General features: G+C 44.3%; 16 protein-coding genes. 8 read left to right on the top strand and 8 right to left on the bottom strand.

Features of this window, described 5'->3' with window-relative positions:
• Nucleotides 1-9 precede the first annotated feature (9 nt).
• From ACYVGZ_RS13130 to ACYVGZ_RS13110, 5 genes are all read left to right on the top strand, one after another.
• A complete protein-coding gene (locus tag ACYVGZ_RS13130) occupies nucleotides 10-546 on the top strand; it encodes a F0F1 ATP synthase subunit delta (RefSeq protein ID WP_460756398.1) in 537 nt (178 codons plus the stop codon).
• 38 nt (nucleotides 547-584) lie between these two features.
• Nucleotides 585-2,129 carry a F0F1 ATP synthase subunit alpha gene (atpA, locus tag ACYVGZ_RS13125; RefSeq protein ID WP_460756395.1) on the top strand — a complete coding sequence of 515 codons (1,545 nt, stop codon included), beginning with the start codon at nucleotides 585-587 and terminating at the stop codon, nucleotides 2,127-2,129.
• A 76-nt stretch (nucleotides 2,130-2,205) separates the two neighbouring features.
• Entirely contained in the window at nucleotides 2,206-3,066 is an 861-nt protein-coding gene (atpG, locus tag ACYVGZ_RS13120; protein WP_460756393.1) for a F0F1 ATP synthase subunit gamma, read from the top strand.
• 28 nt (nucleotides 3,067-3,094) lie between these two features.
• The gene (gene atpD, locus ACYVGZ_RS13115; RefSeq protein ID WP_460756390.1) at nucleotides 3,095-4,471 is read left to right on the top strand and encodes a F0F1 ATP synthase subunit beta; all 1,377 of its coding nucleotides are present in this window, start codon (nucleotides 3,095-3,097) and stop codon (nucleotides 4,469-4,471) included.
• 61 nt (nucleotides 4,472-4,532) lie between these two features.
• Nucleotides 4,533-4,955 carry a F0F1 ATP synthase subunit epsilon gene (locus ACYVGZ_RS13110; RefSeq protein WP_460756387.1) on the top strand — a complete coding sequence of 141 codons (423 nt, stop codon included), beginning with the start codon at nucleotides 4,533-4,535 and terminating at the stop codon, nucleotides 4,953-4,955.
• Nucleotides 4,956-5,022: 67 nt separating this feature from the next.
• On the opposite strand, the gene ACYVGZ_RS13105 is transcribed toward ACYVGZ_RS13110, so the two are convergent.
• A complete protein-coding gene (locus ACYVGZ_RS13105; RefSeq protein WP_460756384.1) occupies nucleotides 5,023-5,763 on the bottom strand; it encodes a TrmB family transcriptional regulator in 741 nt (246 codons plus the stop codon).
• 94 nt (nucleotides 5,764-5,857) lie between these two features.
• Here ACYVGZ_RS13105 and tcdA point away from each other — a divergent pair, with 94 nt between their 5' ends.
• Entirely contained in the window at nucleotides 5,858-6,628 is a 771-nt protein-coding gene (gene tcdA / locus ACYVGZ_RS13100; protein ID WP_460756381.1) for a tRNA cyclic N6-threonylcarbamoyladenosine(37) synthase TcdA, read from the top strand.
• A gap of 126 nt (nucleotides 6,629-6,754) precedes the next feature.
• On the opposite strand, the gene ACYVGZ_RS13095 is transcribed toward tcdA, so the two are convergent.
• The 5 genes from ACYVGZ_RS13095 to ACYVGZ_RS13075 form a co-directional block, all read right to left on the bottom strand.
• Nucleotides 6,755-8,506: a M14 family zinc carboxypeptidase gene (locus tag ACYVGZ_RS13095; RefSeq protein WP_460756378.1), complete on the bottom strand. Its 1,752-nt coding sequence runs from the start codon at nucleotides 8,504-8,506 to the stop codon at nucleotides 6,755-6,757.
• Nucleotides 8,503-9,354, bottom strand: a complete 852-nt coding sequence (locus ACYVGZ_RS13090) for an ABC transporter permease (RefSeq protein ID WP_460756375.1) — start codon at nucleotides 9,352-9,354, stop codon at nucleotides 8,503-8,505. Before ACYVGZ_RS13090 ends, ACYVGZ_RS13095 begins: the two co-directional genes overlap by 4 nt.
• A gap of 4 nt (nucleotides 9,355-9,358) precedes the next feature.
• Nucleotides 9,359-10,282 (bottom strand): ABC transporter permease, encoded by a 924-nt coding sequence (locus ACYVGZ_RS13085; protein WP_460756372.1) that lies wholly within the window; start codon nucleotides 10,280-10,282, stop codon nucleotides 9,359-9,361.
• A gap of 144 nt (nucleotides 10,283-10,426) precedes the next feature.
• On the bottom strand, nucleotides 10,427-11,956 hold the full coding sequence (locus tag ACYVGZ_RS13080) for an ABC transporter substrate-binding protein (protein ID WP_460756370.1): 1,530 nt from the start codon (nucleotides 11,954-11,956) through the stop codon (nucleotides 10,427-10,429).
• A 52-nt stretch (nucleotides 11,957-12,008) separates the two neighbouring features.
• Entirely contained in the window at nucleotides 12,009-13,841 is a 1,833-nt protein-coding gene (locus tag ACYVGZ_RS13075; protein ID WP_460756367.1) for an ABC transporter ATP-binding protein, read from the bottom strand.
• A 160-nt stretch (nucleotides 13,842-14,001) separates the two neighbouring features.
• On the opposite strand from ACYVGZ_RS13075, the gene ACYVGZ_RS13070 reads away from it, so the two are divergent.
• A complete protein-coding gene (locus ACYVGZ_RS13070; RefSeq protein WP_460756365.1) occupies nucleotides 14,002-14,907 on the top strand; it encodes a LysR family transcriptional regulator in 906 nt (301 codons plus the stop codon).
• A gap of 5 nt (nucleotides 14,908-14,912) precedes the next feature.
• On the opposite strand, the gene ACYVGZ_RS13065 is transcribed toward ACYVGZ_RS13070, so the two are convergent.
• Together ACYVGZ_RS13065 and ACYVGZ_RS13060 are read right to left on the bottom strand one after the other, a co-directional pair.
• Entirely contained in the window at nucleotides 14,913-15,302 is a 390-nt protein-coding gene (locus ACYVGZ_RS13065) for a SufE family protein (protein ID WP_460756362.1), read from the bottom strand.
• Nucleotides 15,295-16,512 (bottom strand): aminotransferase class V-fold PLP-dependent enzyme, encoded by a 1,218-nt coding sequence (locus ACYVGZ_RS13060; RefSeq protein WP_460756359.1) that lies wholly within the window; start codon nucleotides 16,510-16,512, stop codon nucleotides 15,295-15,297. The genes ACYVGZ_RS13065 and ACYVGZ_RS13060 overlap by 8 nt, the downstream gene beginning before the upstream one ends.
• A 202-nt stretch (nucleotides 16,513-16,714) precedes the next feature.
• Here ACYVGZ_RS13060 and ACYVGZ_RS13055 point away from each other — a divergent pair, with 202 nt between their 5' ends.
• Nucleotides 16,715-18,226 carry a GntR family transcriptional regulator gene (locus ACYVGZ_RS13055; RefSeq protein WP_460756357.1) on the top strand — a complete coding sequence of 504 codons (1,512 nt, stop codon included), beginning with the start codon at nucleotides 16,715-16,717 and terminating at the stop codon, nucleotides 18,224-18,226.
• Nucleotides 18,227-18,235: the final 9 nt, after the last annotated feature.

Below are 18,235 nucleotides of genomic sequence, written 5' to 3'. Positions count from 1 at the left end.
GAGGGTTTAATGGCTGAACTAAAAACAGTCGCGCGACCATACGCTAAAGCGGCTTTTGAAGTAGCTCGTGAGCAAGGTTCCATCACACAATGGGCTGAAATGTTAACGACATTAGCTCAAGTAACGATGGACCCTGTGCTCAAAAAGGCACTTGAGAATCCAGCTTTTAATGCGGAAGAGAAAGCGAACGCACTTGCGGAAATTTGTGCAGAAGCAGTATCAGAACAGGGCAAAGCCTATTTGCTTACCCTAGCAGTAAATAAGCGTCTAACGCTATTACCTGCGATTTCTGATTTGTTTCAACAGTTCAAGCTGAACTATGAGAAAGCGGTAGATGTTGAATTCGTCTCTGCTTTCGCATTGTCAGAAGAACAGACACAAGTTTTGGCCGCAGCACTGGCTAAAAAGTTAGATCGTACGATCAACTTAACCAGTGATACAGATGCGAGCTTACTTGGTGGCGTGGTTATCCGTACAGGTGACTTAATCATCGACGGGTCAGTACGCGGTAAATTAGCGAAACTGTCCGAAGCGATAAACTCCTAGTGTTTCGTTAAATCGAAAACAGGGTTGAGGAATTTAGCATGCAGCAACTGAATCCATCTGAGATCAGCGAAATCATCAAGAAGCGTATTGAAAATCTTGATGTATCATCTGATGCTCAAAATGAGGGTACAATTGTCAGCGTGGCAGACGGTATTGTTCTGATCCACGGCTTGGCAGACGTAATGTACGGGGAAATGATTGAATTCCCTGGTGGTGTTTACGGTATGGCGTTGAACCTAGAGCGTGACTCTGTAGGTGCCGTTGTACTTGGTAATTACCAAGGTCTTGTAGAAGGCCAAAAAGTTAAATGTACAGGTCGTATTCTGGAAGTTCCAGTTGGTCCTGAACTATTAGGTCGTGTTGTTGACGCATTGGGTAACCCAATCGACGGCAAAGGCGACATCAATGCACAGTTGACAGACAAAGTAGAGAAAGTAGCACCTGGTGTTATCGCTCGTCAGTCTGTTGACCAGCCTATCCAAACTGGTTACAAAGCGATTGATGCAATGGTTCCAGTTGGTCGTGGTCAGCGTGAGTTGATCATCGGTGACCGCCAGGTAGGTAAAACGGCATTGGCAATCGACACCATCATTGCTCAGAAGAGCAGTGGCATTAAGTGTGTGTATGTAGCAATCGGTCAGAAACAATCTACCATTGCAAACGTAGTACGTAAGCTTGAAGAAGCTGGCGCTATGGAATACACCACAGTGATCGCAGCGGGCGCTTCTGACCCTGCTTCTATGCTTTACCTTGCACCGTACACTGGTTGTACTATGGGTGAGTATTTCCGTGATCGCGGTGAAGATGCATTGATCATTTATGATGATTTGACTAAACAAGCTTGGGCTTACCGTCAAATCTCTTTGTTGCTTCGTCGTCCACCAGGTCGTGAAGCCTACCCAGGTGACGTTTTCTACTTACACTCTCGTCTTCTTGAGCGTGCTTCTCGCGTAAGCGCTGACTACGTAGAAAAATTCACTAACGGTGAAGTAAAAGGTCAAACAGGTTCTTTGACAGCATTGCCTATCATCGAAACTCAAGGTGGTGACGTATCTGCGTTCGTACCAACGAACGTTATCTCTATCACAGATGGTCAGATCTTCTTAGAAACAGGTCTGTTCAACTCTGGTATCCGTCCTGCGATGAACGCCGGTATTTCGGTATCTCGTGTAGGTGGTGCGGCGCAAACTAAGATCGTTAAGAAGCTTGGTGGCGGTATTCGTCTTGCTTTAGCTCAGTACCGTGAATTGGCGGCATTCGCGCAATTCGCTTCTGACCTTGATGAAGCAACTCGTAAGCAGCTTGAGCATGGTAAGCAAGTTACTGAACTGATGAAACAGAAACAGTTCAGCCCAATGCCTGTAGCAGACATGGGTGTTGTTCTTTACGCTGCCAATAGCGGCTTCCTTGAAGATGTTGAAACAAGCAAAATTAGCAGTTTCGAAAGTGCGTTATTAGGTTACATGAACAGTGAGCACACTGATCTTATGGCCGATATTAACCAAACTGGTAATTTCAACGGCGAGATTGAAGCGACATTTAAAGCGGCAATCGAGAAGTTTAAAGCGACGCAAACTTGGTAATCAGTGGATGGCTAATTAAACATTAGCCATCACTTTTATCGTTTGTGAAATAACATTCTCACAAGGGCAGTTTATTATGGCAGTCGGAAAAGAGATACGTACTCAGATTTCGAGCATTAACAATACGCGAAAAATTACGCGCGCTATGGAAAAAGTAGCTGCAAGTAAAACGCGTAAAGCTCAGGATCGTATGGCCGCTTCTCGTCCGTATGCGGAACGAATTCGCCAAGTAGTTGGCCACTTGGCCAACGCGAATCCTGAATATAAACACCGTTACCTTACCGAGCGTGAGGCGAAGCGTGTTGGTTATATCGTAATCTCTTCTGACCGAGGTTTATGTGGTGGCTTAAACGTAAACGTGTTTAAGTCGGCGCTTAAAGAAATGAAACAGTATGCTGATGACGGCGTTGAAATAGACGTTTGTGCAATCGGTAGTAAAGCAGTTTCTTTCTTCAAAAATTATGGTGGCAACGTAACAGCCGCTTACACTGGATTAGGTGATGCGCCAAAAGCAGATGACCTAGTCGGCAGTGTAAAGGTTATGTTAGATGCGTTTGATGAAGGTCAAATTGACCGCTTGTTCATCGTTTCTAACGAGTTCGTCAACACCATGACGCAAAAGCCTAAGGTCGAGCAGCTTCTTCCATTAGAAGCCGAAGAGAGTACAGAGTTACAGCACCACTGGGATTATATTTACGAAGCAGAGCCCGTTGAAATTTTAGACGCGTTATTGGTTCGTTATATTGAATCTCAAGTGTATCAATCAGTGGTTGAAAATATTGCCTGTGAGCAAGCTGCACGTATGATCGCGATGAAAAATGCGACAGATAATGCGGGCGACATCATTGATGGATTGCAATTGGTGTACAACAAGGCTCGTCAAGCAGCGATTACTCAGGAAATTTCTGAGATTGTCGGCGGCGCGGCAGCGGTTTAAGGTATTAAGGTATTAAGAGGATCCGAACATGAGTAGCGGACAAATTGTACAGATTATCGGTGCAGTCATTGACGTGGAATTCCCACGTGACGAAGTGCCAAAAGTATATGATGCCCTTACCATTGAGGGCAAAGAGTTGGTGTTGGAAGTTCAACAGCAACTAGGTGATGGTGTTGTACGTACTATCGCCATGGGTTCTACAGACGGAATGAAGCGTGGTTTGGCTGTTCAAAACACCAACAACCCAGTGGCAGTACCTGTTGGTACTAAAACACTAGGTCGTATCATGGACGTTCTTGGTAACCCAATCGATGAAAAAGGTCCTATTGGTGAAGAAGAGCGTTGGTCTATTCACCGTGATGCACCGTCTTACTCTGAGCAGTCTTCTAGTAACGAACTACTAGAAACTGGTATCAAAGTAATCGATCTAGTATGTCCTTTCGCGAAAGGTGGTAAAGTTGGTCTGTTTGGTGGCGCCGGTGTAGGTAAAACCGTAAACATGATGGAGCTGATCCGTAACATCGCGATCGAACACAGCGGTTATTCTGTATTCGCTGGTGTTGGTGAGCGTACTCGTGAGGGTAACGATTTCTACCATGAGATGACTGACTCGAACGTAATCGACAAAGTATCTCTAGTATACGGTCAGATGAACGAGCCACCAGGTAACCGTCTACGTGTTGCATTGACTGGTTTGACTATGGCAGAGAAGTTCCGTGATGAAGGTCGCGACGTACTTTTCTTCGTAGATAACATCTACCGTTACACGCTGGCGGGTACGGAAGTATCTGCATTGCTAGGTCGTATGCCATCTGCGGTAGGTTACCAGCCGACTCTTGCTGAAGAGATGGGTGTTCTTCAAGAACGTATCACCTCTACTAAGACTGGTTCTATCACATCGGTACAAGCGGTATACGTACCTGCCGATGACTTGACTGACCCGTCTCCAGCAACAACTTTCTCTCACTTGGATGCAACCGTTGTATTGTCTCGTGATATCGCTTCTTTGGGTATCTACCCTGCGATCGACCCACTAGACTCTACTTCACGTCAGCTTGACCCTCTAGTAATCGGTCAAGAGCATTATGACGTTGCTCGTGGTGTACAGATGGTTCTGCAACGTTACAAAGAGTTGAAAGACATCATTGCCATCTTGGGTATGGACGAGTTATCTGAAGAAGATAAGCAAACGGTTAACCGTTCTCGTAAAATCCAGCGCTTCTTGTCTCAACCTTTCTTCGTAGCAGAAGTCTTCACTGGTGCACCAGGTAAGTATGTATCTTTGAAAGACACGATTGCTGGCTTTAAAGGCATTCTAGATGGTCTATATGACGATCTGCCAGAGCAAGCTTTCTACATGATTGGTAGCATCGACGAAGCAGTCGAGAAAGCTAAAAACCTTTAATCACGGCTCAGAGTTAAAGCCTTAGTCGGCTTTAACTCTGTATGAATATAAGAGGCAACTTATGGCTATCACAGTAAAATGCGATATCGTAAGCGCTGAACAGGAAATTTTTTCTAGTAATGTTCAATCTATCGTAGCTCCTGGTAGCCACGGTGATTTGGGTATTATGCCTGGGCACGCGGCGTTGTTAACAACACTGGAGCCAGGCCCTGTTCGTGTGGTTAAAGAAGATGGTGAAGAAGAGTTTATCTTTGTGTCTGGTGGCTTCTTAGAAGTTCAACCACACCGTGTCACCGTTTTGGCTGATACTGCGATTCGTGCCAATGATTTGGACGAAGAGTCAGCGCTTAAAGCGAAAGAATATGCTAAAGAGCAGCTAGCAAATCAGAATACTGATATTGACTACTCTCGTGCGAAAACCGACCTAGCAGAAGCTGTGGCTCGTATTCGTACCATTCAGCAGTTACAAAACAAGCAATGTTAATTCATTGTTTGTAAGTAACATCAAAAAAGCAGCTTCGGCTGCTTTTTTTTGTTTTATAGAGAGAGTTTTAGAGCATCTTCCAAAGAGTATCAAAGATGATTTGCTGGGCCTTTGCTATGTCTTGAGATTCAAGAACAACGGCAGAAGGAAAGTTGTTACTGGCGAGAGAAATGATGGCACATTTGGGCGGATAAATAGCAATGTAGCTGGCGTCGACCGCGCCTTCGGTTTTGATCCATTTACGTTCTGATAATTCCGCATCTTCACCGCCATCTCCCAAGGCTATTACTTTAACATTAATGCCTAGCTTTACTCTTTGCTTGGTGTAGTTCGGGAAAGGGCGATACAAATAAGGCCGAATAGGCTTTGAAGAGAACACACAATATTCTTTGTGGTCTTGTTCTGATACCACGTTTAAAATATCTCGCAAAACCCATTCGATACCATCGTCACCTTCGTAATAGCGAACATTGGTATGGTGGTAGTCTGGCTGTTGCTGGTGCAAGCTAGGGATAATCGTATTTTTTAAGTTATCGATGGTTTTATTAAGGCGGTTGCGTCTTTCTTCTGCCAAGTTAAGCAAAATATCAGGGCTTTCAGCGGTGAAAAAGCGGCGTTTTCCCTTCGGAAAGTAGCTGACTACCCCTTTGCTTTGCAACTGCTTTAAAGACTCATAAGCACTGCCTCGGTTTATCCCACTGTGCTCTGCTATATCGCGAATAGAAGAAGGGCCTAGTTTAAGAAGAGTTTGGTAAAGTTGAGTTTCTCTTGGCGTTAAGCCAAGTTCTTCAAAGGCTTGTTGGATCATATAACTCACAGTCTGATTATCAATAGGCAACAAGCTTAAGAATACACTGAAATACAATGAAGCGCAGGTAAGTTCAGCCTGTGAGGAGAAAATTGTGTCACAAGAACAAAGGTTTGGCGGTATTCGCCGTTTATATGGTGAAGCCGGTTACGAAGCCTTCCAAAAAGCACATGTCTGCGTTATTGGCATAGGTGGGGTAGGCTCTTGGGCTGTTGAAGCACTAGCTCGTTCGGGAGTGGGTCAGATCACTTTAATAGACATGGACGACGTATGTATCACCAATACAAACCGCCAAATCCATGCACTTGATGGCAATATCGGCAAACCAAAAGTTGATGCGATGAAAGAGCGAATGGCACTCATCAACCCAGATTGCCAAATTAACTGTGTAGAAGACTTTATAACCCCCGATAACCTGCCTGAGCTTCTCTCAGAGCCGTTTGACTACATTATTGATGCCATTGACAGCCTCAAGCCGAAAGCCGCTCTTATTGCTTGGTGTAAGCGCAACAAGCGTAAAATAATTACGGTCGGAGGCGCGGGTGGGCAAATAGACCCAACAAAAATTCAGATTGCCGATCTGGCCAGAACCGAACAAGATCCTTTGGCGGCAAAGTTAAGAAACTTTCTACGTCGTCATTATAATTTTTCTCGTAATACTAAACGCCGCTTTGACATAGAGTGTGTCTATTCCCTTGAGCAACTTAGATACCCCCAACTTGATGGCACCGTTTGTGAGTCAAGGCAAAAAGGCGACACAGAAACGAAAATGAATTGTGATACAGGCTTTGGTGCGAGCACAGCAGTGACCGCTACCTTCGGCTTTGTCGCAGCATCAAGAGTATTAGAAAAGCTAGCTAAGTAGTTGGTTAGCTTTTCTACTCTAGTTGAAGGAATGTAAGGTACTTAATTGGATATTGTTAATATTGGAATAGAAAAAGTAGATACAGAATAGGTGTCTGTATCTACTGCCATGAAAGGTTAGTTTTCTCTAAGCTTCAGCGAACAGTTGGTGTGCTTCATACGCCGCAAGTACGGTTGTCATCTGTACTTGGTGTGCAAAGACAAAGTCATCTCCATATATGGTCTCATCCGGAAATTCCGTCACGAGTTGCACTGGAACATCTGGATTCTCCATCTGGCTGATAAGACAGGGAATATCATTAACAAAATGAAAGTTAGCCTCCCCAGCATGCTCTTTATAAAGCTCAATCTGCTGCTGATTAAAAGCCATAAGCCCTGGTATTTGCGTTAATCGAGCGGTAACAAAAGGCAGGAATTTTTCCACGTAATCCTGCCATGCTTGTTCATGACTGTGACGTAAAATCAGAAAGAAGCCTTTTGGAATGGTCCACATGTCAAAGCCTTGAGGAACATAGCCAGAAAGCGGGCGAGTCCACTCATGAGATGGGTAGCCATGAAGGTTGATGTGCAAACTAGCTTCACTCAATTGCTTGGCTTTTTGACGAATCTCTTTTTCATACCAAGGGGCTTGATTACGGTACTCTAAATCATCTCCTAAGGCTGTATAACGAGCTGCATGATGCATGTGGCAGGGGTTATCCTTGATTAGCCTTTGATGTAATTCATAACCATCAGGATTTTCTAATGGGCAGATACTGAAGTGGCTATGGGGCTGCTGAGCAAGGTATTGAGCCGCCAGTAGACCACCGACAACCCCCGAGGTTTCATTAGCGTGCTGGCCACAACTAATCATCACAGCTTGATCTGAGCCTTTATGGTAGCGACCTTGCAGCTTTCTACCAGTAATGGTTAGAGCTGAAAAATCCACGCCTGAGATGTCAGCAAGTTCTGCTTGAGCCTGTTCTACACTAATCGCGCGTTGGCAATTGACCAGTGATTGTAAGCCTTTAGAACTCTCCAGCTGATAATCCTCAAGGGAAATCTGCACACTTGTTTGCTTTTCTTCCGTAAAGACAATGTTTGGCACAATATGCCCCACTTGTCCTTCTCTACCATGGGCAAGATAGCCGCTTTTCACCTTAAACCACTCAAGAATGGAAAAATATAAATCTTCATGAAGTGCTTCCCTAAGACTGATTATCTCTTGCTTAAAGTCTAATGGCTGATCTTCATAAGGTAGTTTTACGAGTATCTGTAACTCTTTGAAATAAGGCTCTTGCTGCTGCCAAGGGTGCTGACATATCGCATTTATTGCTTGCTCAAAGAGCTCTTCATAGTCCGTTACTAAGCGCGAATCTTCTGTCACGCCTTTCTCAGGGTGATAAACCTTTAGCCAACCCGTTGGAGAAAGATGCTCTTCTTGAATCACACTTTGCTGTAAATGGTTCGGGGCAAAAACTTGATATTGATGAGGCTCCCCAGATTTTAAAACCAGATGGACATGGTAAAACCCTTGTTGCTGAGGATTACCGATAAATTCAATGTTCTGATCCTTCATCATGGCGGCTAATGGATAAGACTCTAATAAAAAGCGTTTATCAGAAGCTTTGCTATGAATAGGGTAGAACACCTTTATGCTCTCAATTGACTCCTTTTTATAAGGAATATCCTCAAGGAAAAAGTGTACTAGAGGCTTATAAGCACTTCGAAAGGTTGCTTTTACATTATGCTGCAAAAGCTTCTGTTCAGCGGCTTTTCGGTGCTTTTTATCTGCAAATAGCCAAGCTTCGATAGTACAGCCTTGGTACTGCGGCTGGTTGAAACGCTCAACCAGCCTATCAGTTGTAAGTGACAATTCAGTGGTGAAAAATGTACTCATCGCGACGTTTTCCCAGTTGGGTCTAAACTGTCTCGTAACCAATCTCCTAATAGATTAAGCCCAAGTACTGTCAGCAGAATAGCAACACCAGGAAAAACACTCACCCACCATGCATTTTGGATGTAGGTTCGGCCATCCGCTAGCATTCCACCCCAGCTAGGGGTTAATGGGTCTACACCTAAGCCTAAGAATGTCAGGCTACTTTCTAGCAATATATTGTTCGCTACGTTTAAGGTCATCAGCACGATGACGGGACCGATTAGGTTTGGCAAAAGGTGACGGAACAAGATACTCACGTTGCTTACCCCGATGGCTTGAGCTGACAAGATGAACTCTCTATCTCGTAAAGACAAAACAGAGCCACGCACGAGTCGAGCGTATTGCACCCATTGGGAGATAATGAGCAGGAAAATCATATTGGCTAGGCCTCCACCGACAATGGCAATGAAGGTGATTGCCAAAAGGATAAAAGGCATGGCTAACTGCACATCAGCAAAGCGCATCACTATTACATCCCAAAAGCCACGGTAATAACCCGCAACCAACCCCATGACGACCCCAAGTACTACCGCACCAGCCACCGAAATAAAGCCCACTTGCAGGGAAATAGACCCGCCGGAAACAACTCGGGCAAGAATGTCTCGACCTAATGGATCGGTTCCAAAAATGTGGTCAGGGTGAGTAAAAGGCGCTAATAATCGAGCGGACAAATCGATTTTGTCAGCGCTCTGAAAAAGCAAATCAGCAAAAATAACGAGTAAGCAGATGCCGCCGGTTAGTAGGGCACCGAGTATAAATTCTAAGCTTTTATACTGGGATAAATTTGAGGCTAAACGATTAGTAGACATTTTTTTACTCCGTTCGAATGCGTGGGTCAATTAACCCGTAGGCAATATCGACAAGTAGATTCACACTGACGATAAGCATTGATAGCAGGGTAATGACAGCCTGTAGAACAGGGTAGTCACGGCTACTGACAGCATCGAAAGCAAGCGTTCCAAGCCCTGGCCAGTTAAAGACGCGTTCTATTACGACGATGCCGCCTAGTAAACCACCAAACTGTAGGCCGAAATAAGTGATTAGCGGAATGGCACAGTTACGTAAGGCGTGCTTATAAAGTACGGTGTTTTCACTCAAACCCTTAGCACGTGCCACCATGACATATTGGGCTTGTAAGGTTTCTAGCATGGAAGATCGAACCAATCGTACGTTTGTTGCCGTTAAAATAATGGCCATGGTGAAAGCTGGCATGACGAAGCTTGCAAAGCCAGACATACCGCTAGGAGGTAACCACTGTAACCAGATGGAAAACACCAGCACTAACATCAAGGCTAACCAAAAGTTTGGAAAAGACAGACCGATTAAAGAGGTGATTCGGATCAATTGATCAGACCACTGGCCCTTGGATACAGCGGCTTTGATGCCTAATGGAATGGAAATCACAATTGAGATCACCATGACGGCCCCTGCCAACAAAAGGGTTGCTGGCAATGAGGTGCTGATTAAATCGGAGACTGGGGTACCGCCTAAAAAGCTATTGCCGAAATCCAGTTGGAATAAACCCACAATGAAGTCGAGGTATTGCTCTAAAAAGGGTTTGTTGATGCCTAATGCTTCTCGTATTAACACCAAGTCTGCTTCGGTAACACTGCCTGCCCCTTGCGTTAGCATCAACGCGGGATCACCTGTTAAACGGATCGCAAAGGCGACCAACAGGGTAACGGCAAACAAGACAAAAATAGCTTGTAGGAGACGTTTAATTAAAAAGTTCGCCATAACTTTTCCTTCAGTTTCATTATTTAAGAAACACTTAAATAACATCTAGAGATTTGTAATCTGAAAATTGCTGCTAACGAGCAATGAAATACAAAGCTTACTTTTCGCCATGGAAATCACTTTTTCCATGGCGAAAAAATGGCTTTAATCCACGCTTACATCCGTTAAACGCAGGCGACTATCAGGTACAGGTGTAAAGTTTTTAACTTTATTGGATATAGCGAAAATGGCATTTAGATTATAAAGAGGCATTTCTAATGCGCGATTGGCTGTGTAGTTGGCAATTTCTTTTAGTATTTCTTCACGCTTAGCGCTGTCGGTAATAGGACGTTGAGATTCTAAAAGAGCATCTAAAGCCGGATCACTATCGTATGGGTTCCACTTTTCACCCGTGTGGTACATGAAGTAGGCTGTATTATCGTAATCTAGTGTCCAACCGCCCCAGCTCTGCTGGAACATAGCACCGGTTTTACCTGCAGGAATGATGTCATTGAGCAGCACATTGGTTTCGTAGGGCTTAATTGTGGCATTCAAACCAATAATCTGTAGATAGCTAGCAACGGCTTGAGTTACTTCATTAAAGGTGGAGTCATTACCACGAATGTCGATTTGGATCTTAGTACCTGTCTTCACACCAGCGGCTTTTAACAGCTGCATAGCTTTTGTAGGATCATAGGGTAGCGGTGCCATTTCAGGGTCGTTACCAAACGAAATCGCACTTTGGAAGCTAGATATTTGTGAGGCCTGTCCTGCCAAAATGGTATTGATAATAGCTTGACGGTCTACCCCGTATATTAAGGCTTTGCGTACTCGCTCATCTTTTGTAATTCCTTGTTTAGTATTGAAACGCAGGGCATAAACACCTGGACTTGCGGTAGAGACTACTTTGAGGTCTGGGTTATCTTCGATAACAGGGATCATACCAATTGGGATGGTTGGTGGGATGACGAGATCAACTCGGCCAGATTGTAATTCCGCCACTGCGGTAGAAGGCTCAGAAATAAATCGGTAGTCCAAATTAGAAAGCTTAGGTTTGCCGCCCCAATGGTTTGGGTAGGCTTCAAGTTTGATGGAGACTTTCGGCTCGTAGGCTGCGAATTTAAAAGGCCCTGTGCCCACTGGATGGGTATTAAAGTAGTCTTCACCGTGTTCTTTTATATAGGCTGGCGGCACTATCATGGCGCCATAACCTGCTAGCTTGGTCAGCAAAACTGGGTCGGCAGCATTCAGGTGAAAGTCGACAGTATAGTCGTCAATTATTTCAACAGAATTAATGGCGGCATAGTTGGATCTTTGTGGGCCTTTTTTACCTTCTGCTCCCATCAAGCGGTCAAAGGTGAACTTTACGGCATTGGCATTAAAGGCTTCGCCGTTATGGAAGGTCACCCCTTCACGTAGCTTGAATCGAATGCGTTTACCTTCATCCAATTGTGACCACTCAGTGGCGAGGCCCGGTTGTAGTTTAAGGTCTGGTCCACGGTAAGTAAGACCATCATAAATGTTGGTGGCGACGGATGCCCAGTTGACTAAAAACGTGTCGATAGGGTCCCAGCTGCCGGGGTCTTGCGGGGAGGAAACCGTCAAGGTACTAGCAAAGCTAGAGGCCGCAAGGGATAAACTACAGGCCATAAGTGATGACTTGATAAGAGTTGTAACAGGTAATCGCGTTTTCATTTTCAGCTCTCCAAATTAGGTATAACGAATAAGGTTAAATGTTATTGCTAGCTTATGATGGTGTGGCGACGAAGTGGTTAGCTTCTACTTCCTGGTGAGATACAATGACCGGCGCATCATCCACATGTCTGATAGGGCTTGGTATTTCACCAGTTAATTTCGTAAGGCGTTTTTCTATGGTTGGATCGGCAACCGGAACCGCACTTAATAACTTTTGTGTATAGGAGTGGGTTGGGTTTTCAAGGACTTGAGCTCGTGAGCCAAGCTCAGCAATTTGCCCAAGATACAGGACGGCTACTCGGTGGCTGATTTTCTCAACCACTGCCATATCATGACTAATAAACAAGTAAGCGATGCCGTGCTCTTTTTGTAACTCCATGAAAAGGTTAATAATTTGTGCTTGAATCGACACATCCAGCGCAGATAAAGATTCATCGGCAATGATGAGCTTAGGGTTGGAAGCCAGAGCTCTGGCAATACAAATCCTTTGGCGTTGTCCACCTGAAAACTGGTGTGGGTAGCGATCCGCATGCTCGGCAGATAAGCCAACACGTTCAAGTAACTCATTTACTCTGTGCTGAATCTTGCTTTCACCACGTATGAGGTCATGGGTTTTAATCGGTTCAGCAATGGAAAAGCCCACCGTTTTTCTAGGGTCTAGTGAGGCAAAAGGATCTTGGAATACATATTGGATTTCTTGGCGTAGGCGTTTTCGTTCGCTCTTGCTCATTTTCGAAAGAGGAGTGCCTTGATAGCTAACATCGCCGCTGGTGGCTTCTTGTAGCTGTTGTATGGTGCGACCAATGGTCGATTTACCTGATCCCGATTCTCCCACTAAGGCCAGCGTTTCGCCTCGATAAATATCAAAACTCACGTTTTCTACCGCATGCACTCTGTGAGTGACCTTGCCCCAAAAACTCTTTTTGCTGTCAAAGCGAGTAACTAGGTTGGAGACAGACAATAGTGGGGCTTCATCATATTTAGCGGTGTCTTGAATTTCTTCATGGCCCACCAGTTGGATTTCACCGTTTTGAATGATCTTCACCGGCAGTCGTTTCGGGAAGGCTTCTCCTTTCATACTGCCTAGTTTTGGCACAGCAGAAAGGAGGGCTTGCGTGTATGGGTGTTGAGGGTTCGCAAAGAGCTCTTTCACTTCTTTGTGTTCGACTTTCTCCCCTTTCCACATAACGACGACATCATCAGCTACCTCGGCCACTACCCCCATATCATGGGTAATGAAAATCACAGCCATGTTCAATTCTTGCTGTAAGTCTTTAATAATGGCCAGTATTTGCGCTTGGATGGTGACGTCGAGGGCAGTGGTAGGTTCATCCGCGATTAACAGTTTAGGGCGACATGCGAGCGCCATGGCGATCATTACCCTTTGTCGCATACCACCTGATAGTTGATGAGGATAGCGGTGGATCATGTCTTCAGCGTCTGGGAGTCGTACCATTTTGAGCAGTTTAATGCTTTCGTTCAGAGCAGAAGTTTTATCGAGTTTTTCGTGAAGGATGAGTGATTCGCTGATTTGGTCTCCGATCGTGTATACCGGGTTGAGGGAGGTCATGGGTTCTTGGAAGATCATCGCGATATCTTTGCCGCGAATATTTCGCATCTCACCCTCAGAGAGCGATAGCAGGTCCATTTCATTCTGTTCCGGAGAAAACAGAATTTGACCTGATGGATAGGTCGCTCCCGATGATTCTGCTAATCGCATAATAGACTGAGAGGTAACCGATTTCCCCGATCCGGATTCGCCAACAATGGCGAGAGTTTTCCCCTGAGAAACAGAAAAGCTTAATCGGTTAATTACCCGGGACTGACCGAACTCAACGGACAAATCTTTCACAGTCAGTATCGGAGATGTAGTCTCTTCTTCCACAACGAGTTACCCCTATTCATTGAATATTTTTGAAAGTCTCTAAAATTTTTTCGTCTTCATTAAAGCTTCACACTCTTTACATATTTCTATAATGAAAATTTAATGCCATGATATCTACTTATATTTAAGTATTATCAATAACCAAAAGTTATGGGAATGTATGAAATTTAGACAAGTTGAGGCGTTTCGGAACATTATGTTGTTGGGAACAACATCGGCTGCCGCCGAAAAAATGTATATTTCTCAACCCGCTGTAAGCCGTTTGCTAAGTGATCTTGAAGACTCATTGGGCTTTGCTCTATTTGAAAGGAAAAAGGGTAGACTCCACCCTACGATCGAAGCGACAGAGTTTTTTCGCTCCGTTGAAGAGATATTTATAGGCTTTCAGAAGCTGGAATCGGTTGCGGAAAGGATTCGTAACCGTACTCCTAGTGAATTAAAAATTGCTTGTACCTCTGCTATTTCTAGCTCCTTATTAACCCTTGTCTTAGAAGAACATAAGAAGTATTACCCCGCTGAGCGATTCACTGTACTAACTTTGTCTATGTCTGAAATTGCCATGCGACTTCAAACCAACTCCATTGACCTCGCGCTCGGGTTAGAGTTGCCAAAATTGGTGGGTATTGAGCGGGAGTTTATTGGTAAAGCGAGATTCGTTTTTGCTATGCAAGATGGTCATGCACTTAGACATAAGCAGGTGATTCATGCAGAGGATCTTATTGGTGAGAGTGTGTTGTCGGTTTTAGACTCATACCCAGGCTATTGGAATAAGCTAGAAGATGCGCTTGAACCTGTTAAAGGTCAAATACATCGCGGTATCCAGATAGACACTTCTCATACGGCTTATGCCATCATTTCTTCTGGGCTGGCTGTTGGGGTATTGGAACCTTTTGCAGCCATTACATGGCGAAATAAAGGGGTTATAACCCGACCTTTTGAGCCTGCGATTAGCTATCCCTATGGGGTTGCCTACCCAACGAACATCAAGCAGCACAAATCTTTGCACCACTTTATTAATACCATTAAAACGGTAGTGCCAACCATGTCGGAATTTAATGAGAGTTAGCGTATTCAGCGCGCTTGGATAAAGCTAAGAATCGCCAATACACCGTTTGTACGAGAAGTGGTGAGGTAACTGCTTAGGTTCAGTTCGGCAAGTTCTGCTTTGAGATCCATAGCCTGAATTGCCGTTTTGTTTTTGCCATTCACAAGGCTAAGAATGGCAACCAGCACTCCACGCATTAGTTTGGCGTCACTGTCAGCCCGAAAGTGGCAGATTTCGCCTTCTTTGTGCTCAAGTAGCCAAACAGCGCTTTCACAGCCTTTTATCCTATTTTCGTCAGACTTATCTGGGTCTGCCAAGCGTTCTAGGCTCTTGCTGAGCATGACCAAGGTTTTAAAGGTTTCTTCTTTACTATTACATTCGCTAAGTTGTGTTTTTATACTTTGATAATCAGTCATCACCTAGGATCTCAATGGCTTCAAATAGGGTGTCACAAAAATGATTGGCTTGTTCTAAAGTATTATAACAAGCAAAAGACGCTCTGAGTGTCCCTGCTACACCAAGCTGAGCCATTAATGGATGGGCACAGTGACTTCCTGCTCGTACCGCGATTCCCTTAGCATCTAGGTAGCTGCTTAAATCGATAGTATGAATATTGGGTACAGTTAAAGAAACAATGTTGGTTTTCGTTTCAGGGGAAAACAGGTCGATTCCACCATGTTTAAAAAGCCTTTGGTATACGTGATTGGCTAAAAACTCTTCCCATTGAAGAATCGCTTCTCGGTCTTGATTGGTTAAAAAATCGCACGCTGCAGCTAAACCTATTACCCCTTCTATATGGGGGGTGCCGGCTTCCAAGCGATAAGGCAGCACATTAAACTCTGTAGCTTGGTATGCCACGTGATGAACCATTTCCCCCCCTGTTTGGAAAGGCATAAGCACTTCTAAAGCATGACTTTTACCATATAAAACACCAATACCCGTTGGGCCATACATTTTATGACCCGAAAAGACATAAAAATCACAATCCAGTTCAGCCACATCAATACTATGGTGGGCAACCGCTTGAGCGCCATCTACTAAGGTAAAAGCACCACATTCTTTAGCTTGTTCTAACATGTTGGCGAGAGGTGTTGATACTCCGATGGCATTGGATATTTGTGTGGTGGCAAATATCTTGGTTCGGTCAGTAAAATACCGAGCATATTCGGATTGCCAATTTCCTTCAGAAGTAAGGGGAAGCACTCTTAATCTGGCGCCAGTTCGAAAAGCCAATTGTTGCCAAGGTACTAGGTTGGCATGATGTTCCAAGCTGGTTATTAAGATCTCATCACCCGCTTCGATAAGATGCTCTAATCCATAAGCCACCGTATTGATGGACTCTGTAGTACCTTTAGTCCATATGACATGGCTATCAGCAGGTGCATTGATAAAGCGAGCGACACGGCTTCTAGCTTGCTCGAAGTGATTGGTTGCACGATCGCTTAGGTAATGAGAACCACGATGAACATTGGCATTACAAGTAAGGTAATAATCTTGTATGGCTTTTAAAACCGCAGATGGCTTTTGTGTCGTGGCCGCGTTGTCCAAGTAGGTAAGCGGGTGACCATTTGCTTCCATAGAAAGAATGGGGAATTGCTCATGAAGTGAAAGAGGGTCAAATGCCATGAAAGTCCTTCAATGTTACCTGCTTAACGAGAATTAAAAGCTATGCCTAGTTTGGAAATTGTAACCTAGCTGTGGTTTGAAATAAGAAAAAATGGCCAATTTACTTGCCTTTTTCAAGTTTCGGCTTAATGATTGAATACAGATTTAAATGTAAGTTAATAAAAAGGTACAAATGGTGGCTGACTTTTTATACAAGGGTGTAGTGGATTGGTTTTTTGAGCAGGTATCGACGTCTAAATTGTCTCCTGGTGATCGAATGCCGTCTCTTAGGAATTTATCTAAAGACTTAGGGCTGAGCTTAAATACCATTATTCATGGCTATGACATTCTTTCGCAAGAAGGCTGGATAGAATCACGCCCTAAATCAGGCTATTTTGTTTGCCATAGAAATCAAGCTAAGCCCGCTAACTTATTAGTCAGTGATTCAGTGAGCTTGTTGGACGAATCAGGCTGCTCATTAGCATGGACGGCTATGTCCTTACGTGGCGTATTAACAGATCAACTAAGTGCTTTGAGTGATACGAGCTTGGTCGAGCATGATCATGAATTTGCGCCACTGGGTAGAGGTAGCCTATCTGCTCGTGAGGCTGGTTGCCAGTATCTAAAAAATCTAGGAATTAATACTCATGCATCTCAACTTTGGTTAGGCCGTAGCCCGCTTAGTTTTTTCACTCAAGCCGTTTTAAGGCTGACTCAAGTACAAGACAAAGTGTTGCTGTTAACGCCGAGTGACCCAAGATTAGCCGCGACTCTCGTGAGTTTAGAGCGTCAAGTAATGACCTTGGATGTCGGTGAACGAGGAGCTGACTTAGATGCTGTGTTGCAGTGTTTAAAACAAGAAAGCATTGGCTTAATTGTTCTACCAGGGCAGTTTTCATTTCCTACGGGATTGGCCATCAGTAATTTAAGCTTACGACGCTGGTTAGCTATTATTGAGAAGGTAGACATTCCTGCAATTGAGTGGGATATGTACTCTCACCTTGCGCACAAGGCATCTTCTGTTATGGCATATAAGTCTCTCGATCAAGAAGATCGAGTTATTTATATAGGCGCCCTCGAAGCTAAGTCTGCATACGCTAGTGCAGCTTGGTGTATTGCTGGCCGCTATCATGACAAGTTAGAGGGGGCCTTGCTAGGAATGGATATGGCCTTGTCAGAAGCCCAACAGGAGGCTCTAGTCCGGACTTTTAAGAAAGAAGGCAAGTCATCTCTAACGAAAAAAGCGCGTACCGCTTGGTCTTTAATGGAGAAAGCGAAGAGCCTTTTCGAACTGCATTTTTCAGATCAAGTGAGTTTTGCCCAAAGTAAAGGGGGCTTTATTCTTTGGTTGAAACTAGAGCGTGCGGTTGAGGAAGAAACCAGTAAAACACTAATGGCTAAGTTTCGGCATTGTTTTGCCAGTGGTGCCTTGCTTAGTCAAAAAGCCGAAGCCAAACATTGGTTGGCTGTGAATGTAACTTCTCCAGAATTAAACGGTTTTATCGAGGCTTTAGCAAAAGCGTTAGCCGCAAAAGATCCCCTTGTTTCTGATCAGGGCTCGGAAATTCTAGTAGACGAAAAAACGACACGGATTGATATTTCTTCTGTTCCATCCGAGGAAGTACAAACCAATGAAAATGCCGCATCATCTGAAGAAAAACCACAAAGGAAAAGTCAGCTTGATGAACCTGTTTATAATCCGATGTTAGATCTAATTAACCACGACTTTGGTTAACAAATTCGC

Source organism: Marinomonas epiphytica, assembly GCF_054780655.1.
This window is presented reverse-complemented; position numbering and strand designations above follow the sequence as displayed.

Bases quoted from the DNA above. Each gene is read 5' to 3' on its own strand.
- ACYVGZ_RS13130 (WP_460756398.1), top strand. From the start codon at position 10: ATGGCTGAACTAAAAACAGTCGCGCGACCATACGCTAAAGCGGCTTTT.
- atpA (WP_460756395.1), top strand. From the start codon at position 585: ATGCAGCAACTGAATCCATCTGAGATCAGCGAAATCATCAAGAAGCGT.
- atpG (WP_460756393.1), top strand. From the start codon at position 2,206: ATGGCAGTCGGAAAAGAGATACGTACTCAGATTTCGAGCATTAACAAT.
- atpD (WP_460756390.1), top strand. From the start codon at position 3,095: ATGAGTAGCGGACAAATTGTACAGATTATCGGTGCAGTCATTGACGTG.
- ACYVGZ_RS13110 (WP_460756387.1), top strand. From the start codon at position 4,533: ATGGCTATCACAGTAAAATGCGATATCGTAAGCGCTGAACAGGAAATT.
- ACYVGZ_RS13105 (WP_460756384.1), bottom strand. From the start codon at position 5,763: ATGATCCAACAAGCCTTTGAAGAACTTGGCTTAACGCCAAGAGAAACT.
- ACYVGZ_RS13095 (WP_460756378.1), bottom strand. From the start codon at position 8,506: ATGAGTACATTTTTCACCACTGAATTGTCACTTACAACTGATAGGCTG.
- ACYVGZ_RS13090 (WP_460756375.1), bottom strand. From the start codon at position 9,354: ATGTCTACTAATCGTTTAGCCTCAAATTTATCCCAGTATAAAAGCTTA.
- ACYVGZ_RS13085 (WP_460756372.1), bottom strand. From the start codon at position 10,282: ATGGCGAACTTTTTAATTAAACGTCTCCTACAAGCTATTTTTGTCTTG.
- ACYVGZ_RS13080 (WP_460756370.1), bottom strand. From the start codon at position 11,956: ATGAAAACGCGATTACCTGTTACAACTCTTATCAAGTCATCACTTATG.
- ACYVGZ_RS13070 (WP_460756365.1), top strand. From the start codon at position 14,002: ATGAAATTTAGACAAGTTGAGGCGTTTCGGAACATTATGTTGTTGGGA.
- ACYVGZ_RS13065 (WP_460756362.1), bottom strand. From the start codon at position 15,302: ATGACTGATTATCAAAGTATAAAAACACAACTTAGCGAATGTAATAGT.
- ACYVGZ_RS13060 (WP_460756359.1), bottom strand. From the start codon at position 16,512: ATGGCATTTGACCCTCTTTCACTTCATGAGCAATTCCCCATTCTTTCT.